Origin of the sequence: Streptomyces viridiviolaceus, from assembly GCF_014650995.1 — a bacterium.
Classification (GTDB): Bacteria; Actinomycetota; Actinomycetes; order Streptomycetales; family Streptomycetaceae; genus Streptomyces; species Streptomyces viridiviolaceus.
Genome location: NZ_BMWA01000027.1, coordinates 99,798 through 114,766, shown reverse-complemented (window position 1 = coordinate 114,766; position 14,969 = coordinate 99,798). Strand labels below are relative to the sequence as shown.

Here is a 14,969-nt window from a genome sequence, read left to right as displayed (position 1 = left end):
CGATACTTGCGTCTCACTCTGTGAAACGCAAGTTCAATTTTCCGTGGAACGCGCCACCCTTGATGTCACGAAGTCACAGCGGCCCGTGGACGTGAGGGCCTGGCGGCGGATGCCCGGAAACAGGGGTGCGGGCGACGCCTCCTCAAGATCTCTAGTTGGGTCGGCGCACGTTCGCCGACCGGAGGGAAAGCGATGGGTAGGACACTCGCGGAGAAGGTCTGGGACGACCACGTCGTCCGGCGCGCCGAGGGCGAGCCCGACCTCCTCTTCATCGATCTGCACCTGCTGCACGAGGTGACCAGCCCGCAGGCCTTCGACGGCCTCCGCAAGAGCGGCCGCCCCGTGCGCCGGCTCGACCTGACCATCGCCACCGAGGACCACAACACCCCGACGCTCGACATCGACAAGCCCATCGCGGACCCGGTCTCCCGGGCCCAGCTGGAGACGCTGCGCAAGAACTGCGCCGAGTTCGGCGTCCGGCTGCACCCGCTGGGCGACGTCGAGCAGGGCGTCGTGCACGTCGTCGGCCCGCAGCTGGGTCTGACCCAGCCGGGCACCACCGTGGTCTGCGGCGACTCGCACACCTCCACGCACGGAGCCTTCGGCGCGCTGGCGTTCGGCATCGGCACCTCCCAGGTCGAGCACGTGCTGGCCACCCAGACGCTGCCCATGGCCCGCCCGAAGACCATGGCGATCACTGTCAACGGCGAACTGCCCGAGGGCGTCACGGCCAAGGACCTGATCCTCGCGATCATCGCGAAGATCGGCACCGGTGGCGGTCAGGGCTACATCCTGGAGTACCGGGGCGAGGCCATCGAGAAGCTCTCGATGGAGGCCCGGATGACCATCTGCAACATGTCCATCGAGGCCGGCGCCCGCGCGGGCATGATCGCCCCCGACGAGACCACGTTCGCCTACCTCGAGGGCCGCCCGCACGCCCCCGAGGGCGCGGACTGGGACGCGGCGGTGGAGTACTGGAAGACGCTGCGCACCGACGACGACGCCGAGTTCGACGCCGAGGTCGTGATCGAGGCCGCCGAACTGTCGCCGTTCGTCACCTGGGGCACCAACCCCGGCCAGGGCGCGCCGCTTTCGGCCGCCGTCCCCGACCCGGCTTCGTACGAGGACGCTTCGGAGCGCTTCGCCGCCGAAAAGGCCCTGGAATACATGGGGTTGGAGGCCGGGCAGCCGCTGCGCTCCATCAAGGTGGACACCGTCTTCGTAGGCTCCTGCACCAACGGCCGCATCGAGGACCTGCGTGCCGCCGCGGACATCCTCCGGAGCCGCAAAGTCGCCGACGGCGTACGGATGCTGGTCGTCCCGGGCTCCGCGCGGGTCGGTCTGCAGGCCGTCTCCGAGGGCCTGGACGTGGTCTTCAAGGAGGCCGGCGCCGAGTGGCGGCACGCGGGCTGCTCGATGTGCCTGGGCATGAACCCCGACCAGCTGGCTCCGGGCGAGCGCTCCGCCTCCACCTCCAACCGCAACTTCGAGGGCCGGCAGGGCAAGGGCGGCCGGACCCACCTGGTGTCTCCGCAGGTCGCGGCCGCGACGGCGGTCCTGGGGCACCTGGCCTCCCCGGCCGACCTGTCCGCCGCCGACGTTCCCACGCCCGCTGGAGTCTGATCAGTCATGGAAGCATTCACCACGCACACCGGCCGGGCCGTCCCGCTGCGCCGCAGCAACGTCGACACCGACCAGATCATCCCCGCCCACTGGCTCAAGAAGGTGACCCGGGACGGGTTCGAGGACGGGTTGTTCGAGGCCTGGCGCAAGGACGCGTCCTTCGTCCTCAACCAGCCGGAGCGGCAGGGCGCCACGGTCCTGGTCGCCGGCCCCGACTTCGGCACGGGCTCCTCGCGCGAGCACGCCGTCTGGGCGCTGCAGAACTACGGCTTCAAGGCCGTGATCTCCTCCCGGTTCGCCGACATCTTCCGCGGCAACTCGCTGAAGAACGGCCTGCTCACGGTGGTTCTCGACCAGAAGATCGTGGACGCGCTGTGGGAGCTCACGGAGAAGGACCCCGAGGCCGAGATCACCGTCGACCTCGAGGCCCGCGAGGTGCGCGCCGAGGGCATCACCGCCCCCTTCGAGCTGGACGAGAACTCCCGCTGGCGGCTGCTCAACGGGCTGGACGACATCTCGATCACCCTCCAGAACGAGGCCGACATCGCCGCTTACGAGGCCAAGCGCCCGGCCTTCAAGCCGCAGACCCTCCAGGTCTGATCCCGAGGCCCGCTCCGGGCCCGGTCAAGGTCGACTTTCGGCCACCGCAACACCCCCGCCGTACCCCCGATCGGACCGATCGGGGGTACGGCCGTGTCCGGGCCCGGTCGCGTGTCCGCGTGGCCGCCGGGACCCTCAACTTCCCACGTTACGGCCGTGGTTGCCGGGGTAAATGAATCCTGCGGGCGCGTCCGCCGAAGGCGCTCGGACGGCCGTTTGAGGCGGCAGTTACCCCCTGCGCAGGCGACAACTCGCCCCAGATGGCACAATCTGTGCATGGAACACGACGGCCAACTCGAGCTCTATACGGCGGTCGCGGTCCGGCTCAAGGAAGCGCACACAAGAGTGCGCGCACTGCAAGTCCCGGAGGGCGTACGGATGGCGCTGACCCGGAAGCTGCTGGTCATTACGGCCGCGGCCAAGCACGATCTCGCCGATGCGGCACGGCGTCTGGAGCGGTTCATCGCGGACCTCGACGAGGGTCGATTCCCCGACGAGGAACGCTGAACAGGCCGAGGCTGTCGAGTCTGGTGCGGCACAAGGGTGATTAGCCCGTTTCGTGTTTGATTTGCGGTATATATCTGCCTAACGTGCGAAAAAGCTTGAACAGTTTCGTTCTGGCGATGTCTCCGAAGGGGAAGACGTGAACAAGGCGCAGCTCGTAGAAGCGATTGCCGACAAGATGGGCGGTCGCCAGCAGGCCGCCGATGCTGTCGACGCGGTCCTGGACGCCATCGTCCGTGCCGTGGTCGCGGGTGACCGGGTCTCGGTCACCGGCTTCGGTTCCTTCGAGAAGGTCGACCGTCCGGCCCGCTACGCCCGCAACCCCCAGACGGGCGAGCGGGTTCGGGTCAAGAAGACCTCCGTGCCGCGATTCCGCGCGGGCCAGGGCTTCAAGGACCTGGTGAGCGGCTCGAAGAAGCTTCCGAAGAACGACATCGCGGTCAAGAAGGCTCCCAAGGGCAGCCTGTCCGGCCCGCCGGCCACCATTTCGAAGGCTGTGGGCAAGAAGGCTGCCGCGAAGAAGGCCACGGCCAAGAAGGCCACGGGCGCGGCCAAGAAGACCACTGCCAAGAAGACCACTGCGAAGAAGACCACCGGCGCCGCGAAGACGGCGGCGGCGAAGAAGGCTCCCGCCACGAAGGCCACCACCAAGGCCGCGGCGGCGAAGACCACGGCCAAGAAGGCCCCGGCGAAGAAGGCGACGGCCAAGAAGGCCCCCGCCAAGAAGTCGACCGCGCGCAAGACCACCGCCAAGAAGGCCACCGCCCGCAAGAAGTAGCAGGCGGCAGGGCACAGGGGCACTCACGCGCAGGGCCGGACTCCCTCTCGGAGTCCGGCCCGCGGTGTGTTCGCCGGTCAGAGCGTCTGCAGCGTCACCAGGGTGATCCGGCGCTCCGCGCCCTCCCCGTCGGTCTCGATGCGCACCCGCTGCCCGGGACGCAGCAGCCTCAGCCCCCCGGCGTCGAACGCCGCCGCGTCGAAGGGCACGGGCGTGCCGTCGTCGAGGAGCACCTGCCCGCTGCGGCTCACGGGGTCGTACGTGTATGCGGTCGCCTGCATGCCCGCAGCCTACTGCCCGGGCGCCCGGGTCCGCCCGGCGGAGCACGTCGCGGCGGCCGGGGACCGGCGAACCGGACCTCGCTGCCCCGCGCCGGTCAGGCGCCGCGGCGTCCCGCGGGCCCGAGCGGCGGCACCGGCCCCAGCAGACGCGCCGCCGCCCCGGCCGTGTGCGGACCCACTCCCAGGGCCAGCGCCGCCCGCAGATCGTCGCCGGTGTCGACGTCCTGCCGTACGGAATCCACCGCGTCGAGGTGCAGTTCCACCGCCCCGGAAGCGCGATGGCGAGCCCGGGAATCCGTACCGAAAGCCGGATTCAATTCACGGTTTCCCGCGACGGCCAACAAGGTCGTTCCGATACCGGCCGCATCCGGCAGAAAAGCGCGCGGGAATTGTGCTGCTGCTTTCAGAACCCGTGTCAATTCCATCGGTCGCAGCGCGGGAAGATCGGCATTGAGTGCGGCCACCGGACTTTCGGGACGCGAGGCCCGTACGGCCGCCGCCGCGTGCGCCAGGGCGGCGTTCAGGCCGCCGCCCGGCTCGTCGGGCACGACCCCGGCGCCGAGGGCCGCCAGCTCCCGGCCGGCCCGCGGATCGTCCGTGACGACTGCCACATCCGCAACCGCCGGGCAGGCCAGCGCCGCGGCAACGGTGTCCTGCGCGAACGCGAGCGCGAGGCCCGGCCGGACCCGTTCGTCCGCGGTGTCCGACAGCCTGCTCTTGGCCCGGGCCAGGGGCTTCACGGGTACGACCAAGGTCCACAGCACGAGCGTTCCGTCCTTCTCTTGTCGCCGTCATTGTCGCCTGGGGTATCTGGTGCTTCCCTCGTCGGGGCGTACGGTGTTCTCGACAGACGGGCGGCCCGGGGCGACACTTGTCCGGCCCCAGGCCCTGGAGGAAAGGTGTCCGCGTGCCCCGCCGCAGAATCGGCTTCTGGTACCGCTTCGCCGCGGTGATCTGCAAACCGCCGCTGGTGGTTCTGATCAAGCGGGACTGGCGGGGGATGGAGAACATTCCGGCCGACGGCGGATTCATCACCGCCGTGAACCACAATTCGCACGTCGACCCCTTCGCGTACGCGCACTACCAGTACAACACCGGGCGCGTGCCGCGATTCCTGGCCAAGAGCGGCCTTTTCAAGAAGGGGTTCGTCGGCGCCGCGATGCGCGGCACCGGGCAGATCCCCGTCTACCGGGAGAGCACCGACGCGCTCAGCGCCTTCCGGGCCGCGATCGACGCCGTGGAGCGCGGCGAGTGCGTCGCCTTCTACCCCGAGGGCACCCTCACCCGCGACCCGAACGGCTGGCCCATGACCGCCAAGACGGGTGCCGCGCGCGTGGCCCTGCAGACCAAGTGCCCCGTCATCCCGGTCGCGCAGTGGGGCTGCAACGAACTGCTGCCGCCCTACACCAAGAAGCCCAGGATCCTCCCGCGCAAGACCCACCACGTCCTCGCGGGGCCCCCGGTCGACCTGTCGCGTTTCTACGACAAGGAGATGACCGCGGAGCTGCTGAAGGAGGCCACCGAGGTCATCATGGCCGCCATCACCCGCCAGCTGGAGGAGATCCGCGGCGAGAAGGCGCCGGAGACCCCCTACGACCCGCGCCGCGAGCGGATCGAGCAGCGCCGCCGGACGCAGGCGGCGAGTGAGCCGGCACCGGTGCGGACGCAGGGGAAGCAGGCGGAAGGACAGGGCACGTGAGCATGACCGGCAACCCCGTCAAGGCGGCGGTGTTCGGCACCGGGTCGTGGGGCACCGCCTTCGGCACGGTCCTCGCCGACGCGGGCTGCGAGGTCACCCTCTGGGCGCGCCGCGCCTCACTCGCCGAGGCCGTCAACTCCACGCGGACCAACCCGGACTACCTGCCCGGCGTCGAGCTTCCCGAGAACCTGTGGGCCACCACGGACGCCGCCGAGGCCGCGCGGGGCGCCGACTTCACCGTCCTCGCGGTGCCCTCCCAGACGCTGCGCGACAACCTCGCCGACTGGACGCCGCTGCTGGCGCCCGGCACCGTGCTGGTCTCGCTGATGAAGGGCGTCGAACTCGGCTCCGCGATGCGGATGAGCGAGGTGATCGCGGACGTCGCCAAGGTCGGCGACGACCGGATCGCCGTGGTCACCGGGCCGAACCTGGCCCGGGAGATCGCCGCCCGCATGCCGGCCGCCGCCGTGGTCGCGTGCACCGACGAGGCCGTCGCCCAACGGCTCCAGACCGCCTGCCACACGCCGTACTTCCGCCCCTACACCAACACCGACGTCATCGGCTGCGAACTCGGCGGCGCCGTGAAGAACGTGATCGGCCTGGCCGTCGGCATCGCGGACGGCATGGGCCTCGGCGACAACGCCAAGGGCTCCCTGATCACCCGCGGACTCGCCGAGACCACCCGGCTCGGCGTCGCGCTGGGCGCCGACCCGCTGACCTTCTCCGGACTCGCCGGTCTGGGCGACCTGGTGGCGACCTGCTCCTCGCCGCTGTCCCGCAACCACACCTTCGGCACCAACCTCGGCAAGGGCATGACCCTGGAGGAGACCATCGCGGTCACCAAGCAGACCGCGGAGGGCGTCAAGTCCTGTGAGTCGGTGCTGGATCTGGCCCGGCGGCACGGCGTCGACATGCCGATCACCGAGACGGTCGTCGGCATCGTGCACGAGGGCAAGCCGCCGGTGGTCGCCCTCAAGGAGCTGATGTCGCGCAGCGCGAAACCCGAACGACGCTGAGCGCTCCCCGGGGCGTGTCGCGCAGGAGGTGCCGCGTGGTGCCGTCGGTCGTCCACGGCGCCGTCGCGGCCGGCCGCGCAGTTCCCGGCGCCCCTTCGGGGCGCTGCCGAACCGCCGCCGGCCCCGCCCCACCCCGGGAGACGCTAGGTCGGCGCCCTACCAACGGGTACTCTCAACCCGATATGAGCACCGAGAACCTCCCCCAGAGCCCCGAGCAGCCGGCCCGCAAACCGCGTGTGGCCGTCGTGTTCGGCGGGCGCAGCTCCGAACACGGGATCTCCGTGGTCACCGCCGGCGCCGTCCTCGCGGCCATCGACCGGACGAAGTACGACGTCCTGCCGATCGGCATCACCCGGGACGGCCGCTGGGCCCTCACGGTCGACGAACCGGAACGCATGGCGATCACCAACCGCCGCACGCCCGACGTCGAGGAACTGGCCGAGTCGAGCGAGGGCGGCGTGGTGCTGCCCGTCGACCCCGGCAACCGCGAAGTCGTCTACAGCGAGCCCGGGTCGGTGCCCAAGGCCCTCGGCGAGGTCGACGTGGTCTTCCCGGTGCTGCACGGCCCGTACGGCGAGGACGGCACTCTCCAGGGCCTGCTCGAGCTGTCCGGTGTGCCGTACGTCGGCTCGGGCGTGCTCGCCTCGGCCGTAGGCCAGGACAAGGAGTACATGAAGCGCGTCTTCACCTCCTTCGGGCTCAAGGTCGGCCCCTATGTGGTGATCCGGCCGCGCGAGTGGGAGCAGGACCGTTCCGCCGCCCGCAAGAAGATCGTCGACCTCGCAGGCGAGCACGGCTGGCCGCTGTTCGTGAAGCCCGCGCGCGCGGGTTCCTCGATCGGCATCACCAAGGTCGACGACCTCTCGGGGCTCGACGAGGCGATCGAGGAGGCACGGCGCCACGACCCGAAGATCCTCGTGGAGGCGGCGCTGCGCGGCCGCGAGATCGAGTGCGGGGTGCTGGAGTTCGAGGAGGGCCCCCGGGCCTCCGTACCGGCCGAGATCCCGCCGCCCACGGAGCACGCGTACTACGACTTCGAGGCCAAGTACATCGACTCCACGCCCGGCATCGTGCCCGCCCCGCTCACGGCCGGGGAGACCGCCGAGGTGCAGCGGCTCGCCGTGGAGGCGTTCGAGGCGGCCTCCTGCGAGGGGCTGGTGCGCGCGGACTTCTTCCTCACCGAGGACGGCGAGTTCGTGATCAACGAGATCAACACGATGCCCGGCTTCACGCCCATCTCGATGTATCCGCAGATGTGGCAGGCGAGCGGCATCTCCTACCCGGAGCTGGTGGACCGGCTGGTCCAGGCGGCGCTGCGGCGGTCCACGGGCCTGCGCTGAGCCCTGTAGGCCGGCCCGATCAGGAGGCGATCCCCTCGGGGATCGCCTTCTTCACGGCGGGGGCCAGATCGACCAGCGGCGCCATGCCGTCCTCGGCACGCTCCTTGGGGATCGTCACCTCGACGTACGCCTTCCGCAGCACGGTGGTGAACCGGAAGGAGCCGTCGTCCTGCTTCTGCACCTGCCAGCCCACGCCGTCCACCTCGACGCCGTCCGCCTGCGGATCGTCCATCTCGGCGGGTCGCTGCACCCCGCAGCGCAGTATGATCAGCGGGTTTCCCCAGCCCGCCGTCAGCGCGGAGGCGGGCTCGGGATCCTCACGGCTCAGGCCGTCCACCTTCGAGGGCAGTGCCTTGTCCAGGTTCTGGCACAGCTCGGTGACCTTCGCGTCCGGGCTGGGAACCGCCGCCGACGCGCTGTCGTCTGCTGAGGAGCAGCCCGCGGCGGCGATCAGCAGGGCGAGAGCGGGCAGGCGGCGGAGCCGGTGACGGATGGAGTTCACCGGCACAGCGTAGACGGGGGCTAGAGATGGACGACCGGGCAGGTCAGGGTGCGGGTGATGCCCTCCACTTGCTGGACCTTGGCGACCACCATGCGGCCGAGGTCGTCGACGGTTTCGGACTGGGCGCGCACGATGACGTCGTAGGGTCCCGTCACGTCCTCGGCCTGGATCACTCCAGGGATCTTGCTGATCGTCTCGGCGACGGTCGACGCCTTGCCGACCTCCGTCTGGATCAGGATGTACGCCTGTACCACGGAACCTCCAGGGCGGCCACGAGGATCATGTGGGGAAAAGGAACGCCACGGTATCGCGTCGCCGCTCGCCGCGGGGAGACCCGCGGGGCGCGGGAGTCGCGCGCCCGGGGTGCGGGAACGGCACGGAGTTGACGATCACGCCGACCGTGAAGAACGGTCATTTAGACCGTAACGAGGACAGAGATGACGCGCGACCGGGCACGGACAGGGACAGAAGGGGCGTAAGGCAATGAAGGGCACTGTTGGTGAGCTCGGGGAGTTCGGGCTCATCAGGGAGCTCACCTCCCGTCTCACCACCACTCCCGCGGTCCGGGTCGGCCCCGGCGACGACGCCGCGGTGGTGGCCGCGCCCGACCGCCGGGTGGTGGCCAGCACCGACATCCTCGTGGAGGGGCGGCACTTCCGCCGTGACTGGTCCACCGCGTACGACGTGGGCCGCAAGGCCGCGGCGCAGAACCTCGCCGACATCGCCGCCATGGGCGCCGTGCCGACCGCGCTGCTGCTCGGCCTGGTCGTCCCCGCCGAGCTGCCGGTGACCTGGCCGACCGAGCTGATGGACGGGCTGCGCGACGAGTGCCAGGTCGCGGGCGCCTCCGTGGTCGGCGGCGACGTCGTGCGCGGTGACACGATCACCGTGTCCATCACCGCCCTCGGTGATCTGCGCAACCAGGAGCCCGTGACCCGGGCCGGCGCCCAGCCCGGCGACCTCGTCGCGGTGACCGGCTGGCTCGGCTGGTCCGCGGCCGGGTTCGCCGTGCTGTCCCGCGGTTTCCGCTCGCCGCGTGCCTTCGTCGAGGCCCACCGGCGCCCCGAGCCCCCCTACCACGCGGGGCCGGCCGCCGCCGCCCTCGGGGCCACCGCGATGTGCGACGTGAGCGACGGGCTGATCGCCGACCTCGGGCACATCGCCGAGGCCAGCAAGGTGCGCATCGACATCCGCTCCGGGCAGATCGACATCCCGTCCCAGATGAACGACATCGGGCAGGCCGTCGGCGTCGACCCCATGCAGTGGGTGCTCACCGGCGGGGAGGACCACGCGATCGTGGCGACCTTCCCGCCGGACGTGAAGCTGCCCGCCCGCTGGAAGGTCATCGGCGAGGTCCTCAACCCGTCGGCGCTGCCCCAGGTGACCGTCGACGGGGCGCCCTGGACCAGCAAGGGCGGCTGGGACCACTTCGGAGGGGACGTCGAGTCATGAGCCGCCCGCACTCGCCGAACGTCCTCACCGTGGCCGGCTCCGACTCCGGCGGCGGCGCCGGCATCCAGGCCGACCTGAAGACGATGCTCGCCCTCGGCACGCACGGCATGAGCGTGCTCACCGCGGTGACCGCGCAGAACTCCCTGGGCGTGCAGGGCGCCTGGGAGCTGCCCGTCGAGGCGGTCAGGGCGCAGTACCGCAGCGTCGTCGACGACATCGGCGTGCAGGCGGTCAAGACCGGGATGCTCTCCTCCGCCGAACTCGTCGAGACCGTCGCCGAGTTGATCGGCGGCACGGACGCCCCGGCCGTGATCGACCCGGTCGGCGTCTCCAAGCACGGGGACGCGCTGCTCGCCGCCTCCGCCCTGGACTCCGTACGGACCAAGCTGCTGCCCGTGGCGACCGTGGCGACGCCCAACCTCGACGAGGTCGCCCAACTGACCGGCGTGCGGGTGGAGTCGGAGGCCGGGATGCGCCGGGCCGCCGCCGCGCTGCTGGAGTTCGGGCCGCGCTGGGCGCTGATCAAGGGCGGTCATCTGCCCGGCGAGGCCGTGGACCTGCTCACCGACGGTGCCGAGGAGCACTGGCTGCGTGCCCCGCGCCTCGACAACCGGCACACCCACGGCACGGGCTGCACCCTCGCGTCCGCCATCGCCTGCGGGCTGGCGAAGGGCCGGTCGGTGCCGGAGGCCGTGACGGCGGCCAAGGAGTACGTCACCGGGGCGATCGCCGCCGGGTTCGCGCTCGGCGGTGGCATCGGGCCGGTGGACCACGGCTGGGCCCTCAGGCGGGATACTCCCGGAGCTTGATCCTGGTGGCCGCCCTCTCCGTCAGCCGCTTGAAGAAGCCGGCCATCATCCGGGAGCCGAGCAGCCGGTACATGCGGTCCCGGCTGCGGATGCGCCGCTCGGTGGGCGGGGCGAAGAACGGGCCCGCGTTGCCGGAGATCTTCTGGCAACCTCTGGCGAAGTCACGGATCCGGCTCTCGTACTGCGCGAACGCGGTCCGGTGGTCGCCGCCGGCCAGGGCGAGTTCGCCGGCCAGGACGTAGGCGCCCACGACGGCCACGCCCGTGCCCATACCGCCCATCGTGGCGCCGTACCCGGCGTCCCCGAGCAGCGCCACGCGACCCCGGGTGAGGCGGTCCACGTGGACCTGGGCGATGGCGTCGAAGTACAGGTCGTCGGCGTCCTCCAGCGCCTTCAGCACGGCCGGCGCCTCCCAGCCCATCCCGGTGAAGCGCTCCCGCAGGATGCGCTTCTGGGCGGCCACGTCCTCGCGGTCGTACGTCAACCGCTCGGAGCGGAAGACCAGCAGCGCGCCCGCGCGCTCCGGGTCGCCGTCGTAGTTGCCGACACAGACCGCGCGGCCGGGCTCGCTGTACAGCCGGCCGGTGCGGTCCAGGCCGAGGTGGTTGGGAATGCCGAAGCCGGCCACGTAGTGGCCGAGGAAGCGCAGGTACCGGGACTCGTCGCCGAAGACCAGGCGGCGGGTGCGCGAGTGCAGGCCGTCGGCGCCGACGACGAGGTCGAAGCGGCGGGGCGCTCCGCGCTCGAAGATGACGTCCACGCCGTCCGGGGTCTCGGTGAGCGTGGCGATCGAGTCGCCGAAGACGTACTCGGCCGTGTCCCTGGTGCGTTCGTGAAGGATCTTCGCCAGTTCGCCGCGGAAGATCTCGACGTCCCCGCTCATCATCTCGGCGGGCAGGTCCACGCGCGGGGTGCCGTCGGCGTCGACGACGGTCTGCCGGCCCATGTGGGTCTGGCGTGCGTGGACCTCGTCCCGGATGCCCATCGCGGTCAGCACCGTCCGGTGGACATGGCCGCGGAAGTCGACGGCGAAGCCGTCCCCGCGCAGGGCGGGGGCCTTCTCCACGACGGTGACGCGGGCGCCGTACCGGACGAGGTTCAGGGCGAGGGCGGGACCGGCCACGCCGGCGCCGGAGACCAGGACGTGCAGACGGCCGAGGCGGTGTGTGTTCGTCATGGGCACGAGCCTGGAGGAGGGCGCTGACCACCGGCCTACCGTCCGCCTACCGTTCGCCGACGGCCGCCGACTTCAGGCGCCGGCCCCGCTCGAAGGCCCTGTCGTACGCCTCGGGAACGAGCCGGGCACGCACGTCCCGCTCCGTGCGTACGACATCCAGGTCGCCGGGGGACGGGGCGCCCCGCAGACCGGTGGCGGCCCCCAGCAGCCCGGCCGCCCGTTCCGGGTCCGGGGCCAGGGCGGCCAGGGCGTCGGCGACGTCCGCCAGGGCGAGCACGTCGGGGGAGTCCAGGGCGAGCGCGCGGGCCTGCGCCAGCCGGTCGCCGGCCGCCTGCGCGTCCCCCTCCGCGGCGGCCGTGCGGCCCAGGCCCACCAGGATGCGGACGGTCTCCCCGACGCTGAACCAGTTCGCGGCACACCTCTGGAGGGCCTTCTCGTACCGCACGCGCGCGCGTGCCGTGTCACCGGACAACCGGGCCACGTCCCCGAGACCCCGCAGCGCGCTCGCCACCTTGTCACCGGCTCCGGCGGTGCGCGCGAGGGCGGCGGAGCGCGTGAAGTGCCGGGCGGCCTCCTCGGCGTCGCCCCGGTGCAGCAGCACGGTCGCGCGGGTGCGCAGCAGGTCGGCGGTCTCCTCGGGCGCCTCCAGCTCCCGCACGTGGGCCAGGCCCTCGTCCAGCAGCCGCAGGGCGCGCGCGTACTCGCCGTGCCGGCCGGCGAAGCCGCCCAGGGCGTCCAGGCAGTTGGCCATGCCCCAGCGGTCGCCGGTGGCCCGGAAACCGGCGAGGGAGCGGGTGAAGGCGGCCTCCGCGTCGGCCGCGCGGCCCGCGAACAGCTCCTGGTAGCCGACCCCCATGTCGAGCAGTGCCAGACCCCACGGCTCCGTGCCGACCTGGACCCGGGCCCGGCCTGCGGCCCCCAGCCGCGGGCCGCAGGCGAGGGACCACTCGACCACGGTGAACGGCAGCCGCAGCGCGTGGTCCAGGGACTCCATCACGGCCGTCACGCGCGCGATGCGGTCGGGTTCGGCCGGGTCGTCCTCGCGTCCGGCGATCGTGTTCATCGCGCACAGCGCGTACTCCTCGGCCAGCCCCTCGGGCGGCTCGTCGCCCACGGCCGCGAGCAGCGCGCGGGCCTGCGGGAGCTGCTCGCCGTGCAGGCCGCGCAGCCGCCGGAACCAGGTCAGGGCCGCCATCAGGCGCAGGGCCACGCCGGGGTCGGTGCGCGTGAGGTGACGCTGGGCCGCGCCCAGATTGCCCTGCTCGGCGGTGAGCCGGGCCAGCCAGGGCAGTTGCCCGCCGGTGCGCAGATGCGGTTCCGCCCGCTCGGCCAGCTCGAGGAAGTACCCGGCGTGGGCGTCGCGGAGCCGGTCCCCGCCGGTCAGCTCCTCGGCGGCGAAGGCGCGGATGGTCTCCAGCATCCGGTAGCGGCCCTCGGCCCTCGCCGCGGGGAGCGCGCCCGGGTGCGCGGGCGGGTCCGGGTACGCGGGGAACTCCAGGAACGACTTCTCGACCAGGGAGGCCAGCAGTTCCTCCGGACGGGGTACGCCGCACACCGCCTCGACCGCGTCCAGCGTGGCGCCGCCGTTGAACACGGTCAGCCGCCGGGCCAGCTCCCGTTCGTCGTCGTCCAGCAGCTCCCAGCTCCACTCGACGACGGCACGCAGGGTGCGGTGGCGGGGCGCCTTGGAACGGTCGCCCCGGGACAGGAGCCGGAACCGGTCGTCCAGCCGGTCGGCCAGCTCGTCCGGGTCCAGGGTGCGCAGCCGGGCCGCCGCCAGTTCGATCGCCAGGGGCAGCCCGTCGAGCGCCGCGCAGATGTCCGCCACGCGCGCGTGGCCCTCGAAACCGGGGCGCACCGCGCGGGCCCGGTCCACGAAGAGCCGGACGGCGGGCTCAGGCGGCAACGGTGGCACCGGGACCAGGACCTCGCCGGTGATGCCGAGTGCCTCCCGGCTGGTGGCGAGGACCGATACGCCGGGGCAGGCCCCGAGCAGCAGCGCCGCGGTCCTGGCCGCGTCCTCGACGAGGTGCTCGCAGTTGTCCAGCACGAGCAGCACCTCCCGGTGCTCCAGCGCGGTCAGCAGCCGGTCGGTGATGTCGCCCGCGGCGCCGCGGAAGCCGTCGCGCACGCCGAGGGCGGTGAGGACGGCGTACGGGATCTGCGTGCCGTCGGTGAGCGGGGCCAGCTCGACGAAACAGACGTCCGCCCCGGTGCCGCCCGTGCCCGCCGCCTCGATCGCGAGCCGGGTCTTGCCGGTGCCGCCGGGGCCGGTGAGCGTCACCAGGCGGGAGCCCTCGAACTCGGTGGCGATCCGGGCCAGCTCGGCGGCGCGGCCGACGAAACGGGTCAGCTGGGCGGGGAGGCGGGCCCGGCGCGGGGGAGCCGCCCGTCCCCGGAGCAGTTCCTGGTGCATCCCGGACAGCTCGGGCGACGGGTCGGTGCCGAGCTGCTCCGCGAGCGTGCGCCGCGCCTCCTCGTAGACGGTGAGCGCCTCGGCCGGACGCCCGGCCGTGTGCAGGGCGCGCATCAGCTGCCCGTACAGCCGTTCGCTCAGCGGGTGCGCGGACGGCATCGCTCGCAGCTCGGGCACGAGATCGGGGCCGCCGCCGAGCGCCAGGTCCGCCTCGATCCGGTCCTGTACGGCGGCCAGCCGCAGTTCCGTGAGCCGGGCCGCCTCCGCGGGTGCCCCGGGCAGGTCGGGCAGGGCCGGGCCCCGCCACAGGTCCAGCGCCTCGCGCAGCCGGGCGGCTGCCCGGGCGGGGTCGCCGGCGGTGAGGGCGGCACGGCCCTCGGCGCACAGGCGCTCGAAAGTGTGACTGTCGACGCTCTCGGGCGGCGTCACGACCCGGTAGCCGACGGGAGTCCCCTCGATCTGCGCGTGCGGGGCGAGCCGCCGACGGAGACGGGAGATCTGGGACTGGAGGGCACCCGCCGCCCCGGCGGGCGGCTCGTCGCCGTACACACCGTCGATCAGGCGCCGTACGGGGACCGGGCGGCCGGCGTCGAGGAGCAGCAGGGTCAGCAGCGCGCGGGGGCGGGGGCCGCCGGGGTCGACGGGGACGCCGTCGTCGGTATGGATCGCCAGGGAGCCCAGGATGCCGAAGCGCATTCGCACGATTCTGGCAGCCCGTCCCGAGTTGGCCGCGTCCGGGCACGGCAAAAAGCCGGTCCACCTGAGGTGGACC

15 protein-coding genes are annotated in these 14,969 nt (G+C 72.3%); 9 read left to right on the top strand and 6 right to left on the bottom strand.

The annotated features are described in order from the left end of the window. Positions 1-192: 192 nt before the first annotated feature. The 4 genes from leuC (at position 193) to IE260_RS32265 (ending at position 3,505) form a co-directional block, all read left to right on the top strand. Entirely contained in the window at positions 193-1,623 is a 1,431-nt protein-coding gene (gene leuC / locus IE260_RS32280) for a 3-isopropylmalate dehydratase large subunit (protein ID WP_189878361.1), read from the top strand. A gap of 6 nt (positions 1,624-1,629) precedes the next feature. Then, positions 1,630-2,223, top strand: a complete 594-nt coding sequence (gene leuD / locus IE260_RS32275) for a 3-isopropylmalate dehydratase small subunit (protein WP_189878359.1) — start codon at positions 1,630-1,632, stop codon at positions 2,221-2,223. 276 nt (positions 2,224-2,499) lie between these two features. Next, positions 2,500-2,730 (top strand): SCO5555 family protein, encoded by a 231-nt coding sequence (locus IE260_RS32270; protein ID WP_189878357.1) that lies wholly within the window; start codon positions 2,500-2,502, stop codon positions 2,728-2,730. Between the two features lie 136 nt (positions 2,731-2,866). After that, positions 2,867-3,505, top strand: coding sequence for an HU family DNA-binding protein (locus tag IE260_RS32265; protein WP_189878355.1), 639 nt, complete (start codon positions 2,867-2,869; stop codon positions 3,503-3,505). A gap of 77 nt (positions 3,506-3,582) precedes the next feature. Here IE260_RS32265 and IE260_RS32260 read toward each other — a convergent pair whose 3' ends face one another. Then, positions 3,583-3,786, bottom strand: coding sequence for a hypothetical protein (locus IE260_RS32260; RefSeq protein WP_189878353.1), 204 nt, complete (start codon positions 3,784-3,786; stop codon positions 3,583-3,585). Positions 3,787-3,881: 95 nt separating this feature from the next. Beyond that, positions 3,882-4,550, bottom strand: coding sequence for a 2-phospho-L-lactate guanylyltransferase (gene cofC, locus IE260_RS32255; RefSeq protein ID WP_189878351.1), 669 nt, complete (start codon positions 4,548-4,550; stop codon positions 3,882-3,884). Positions 4,551-4,693: 143 nt separating this feature from the next. On the opposite strand from cofC, the gene IE260_RS32250 reads away from it, so the two are divergent. From IE260_RS32250 to IE260_RS32240, 3 genes are all read left to right on the top strand, one after another. After that, the gene (locus IE260_RS32250) at positions 4,694-5,485 is read left to right on the top strand and encodes a lysophospholipid acyltransferase family protein (protein WP_189878349.1); all 792 of its coding nucleotides are present in this window, start codon (positions 4,694-4,696) and stop codon (positions 5,483-5,485) included. Positions 5,486-5,487: 2 nt separating this feature from the next. Continuing rightward, a complete protein-coding gene (locus IE260_RS32245) occupies positions 5,488-6,501 on the top strand; it encodes an NAD(P)H-dependent glycerol-3-phosphate dehydrogenase (RefSeq protein WP_189878347.1) in 1,014 nt (337 codons plus the stop codon). A 182-nt stretch (positions 6,502-6,683) separates the two neighbouring features. After that, positions 6,684-7,841 (top strand): D-alanine--D-alanine ligase family protein, encoded by a 1,158-nt coding sequence (locus tag IE260_RS32240; RefSeq protein WP_189878346.1) that lies wholly within the window; start codon positions 6,684-6,686, stop codon positions 7,839-7,841. Between the two features lie 19 nt (positions 7,842-7,860). On the opposite strand, the gene IE260_RS32235 is transcribed toward IE260_RS32240, so the two are convergent. Continuing rightward, on the bottom strand, positions 7,861-8,343 hold the full coding sequence (locus IE260_RS32235; RefSeq protein WP_189878344.1) for a DUF3515 domain-containing protein: 483 nt from the start codon (positions 8,341-8,343) through the stop codon (positions 7,861-7,863). Between the two features lie 20 nt (positions 8,344-8,363). After that, positions 8,364-8,597: an Lrp/AsnC family transcriptional regulator gene (locus IE260_RS32230; protein ID WP_189878342.1), complete on the bottom strand. Its 234-nt coding sequence runs from the start codon at positions 8,595-8,597 to the stop codon at positions 8,364-8,366. A gap of 229 nt (positions 8,598-8,826) precedes the next feature. Between IE260_RS32230 and IE260_RS32225 the strand changes: the two genes are divergently transcribed. Next, positions 8,827-9,795: a thiamine-phosphate kinase gene (locus tag IE260_RS32225; protein WP_189878339.1), complete on the top strand. Its 969-nt coding sequence runs from the start codon at positions 8,827-8,829 to the stop codon at positions 9,793-9,795. Beyond that, positions 9,792-10,604 (top strand): bifunctional hydroxymethylpyrimidine kinase/phosphomethylpyrimidine kinase, encoded by an 813-nt coding sequence (thiD, locus tag IE260_RS32220; RefSeq protein ID WP_189878337.1) that lies wholly within the window; start codon positions 9,792-9,794, stop codon positions 10,602-10,604. Before IE260_RS32225 ends, thiD begins: the two co-directional genes overlap by 4 nt. Here thiD and IE260_RS32215 read toward each other — a convergent pair. After that, positions 10,579-11,781, bottom strand: coding sequence for an FAD-dependent monooxygenase (locus IE260_RS32215; RefSeq protein WP_189878335.1), 1,203 nt, complete (start codon positions 11,779-11,781; stop codon positions 10,579-10,581). The two genes, thiD and IE260_RS32215, sit on opposite strands and share 26 nt — an antisense overlap. A 46-nt stretch (positions 11,782-11,827) precedes the next feature. Further along, a complete protein-coding gene (locus tag IE260_RS32210; RefSeq protein ID WP_189878333.1) occupies positions 11,828-14,893 on the bottom strand; it encodes an AfsR/SARP family transcriptional regulator in 3,066 nt (1,021 codons plus the stop codon). Positions 14,894-14,969: the final 76 nt, after the last annotated feature.

Coding starts and splice junctions, on each gene's coding strand:
- leuC (WP_189878361.1), top strand. CDS start 193: ATGGGTAGGACACTCGCGGAGAAGGTCTGGGACGACCACGTCGTCCGG.
- leuD (WP_189878359.1), top strand. CDS start 1,630: ATGGAAGCATTCACCACGCACACCGGCCGGGCCGTCCCGCTGCGCCGC.
- IE260_RS32270 (WP_189878357.1), top strand. CDS start 2,500: ATGGAACACGACGGCCAACTCGAGCTCTATACGGCGGTCGCGGTCCGG.
- IE260_RS32260 (WP_189878353.1), bottom strand. CDS start 3,786: ATGCAGGCGACCGCATACACGTACGACCCCGTGAGCCGCAGCGGGCAG.
- IE260_RS32245 (WP_189878347.1), top strand. CDS start 5,488: ATGACCGGCAACCCCGTCAAGGCGGCGGTGTTCGGCACCGGGTCGTGG.
- IE260_RS32240 (WP_189878346.1), top strand. CDS start 6,684: ATGAGCACCGAGAACCTCCCCCAGAGCCCCGAGCAGCCGGCCCGCAAA.
- IE260_RS32225 (WP_189878339.1), top strand. CDS start 8,827: ATGAAGGGCACTGTTGGTGAGCTCGGGGAGTTCGGGCTCATCAGGGAG.
- thiD (WP_189878337.1), top strand. CDS start 9,792: ATGAGCCGCCCGCACTCGCCGAACGTCCTCACCGTGGCCGGCTCCGAC.
- IE260_RS32215 (WP_189878335.1), bottom strand. CDS start 11,781: ATGACGAACACACACCGCCTCGGCCGTCTGCACGTCCTGGTCTCCGGC.
- IE260_RS32210 (WP_189878333.1), bottom strand. CDS start 14,893: ATGCGCTTCGGCATCCTGGGCTCCCTGGCGATCCATACCGACGACGGC.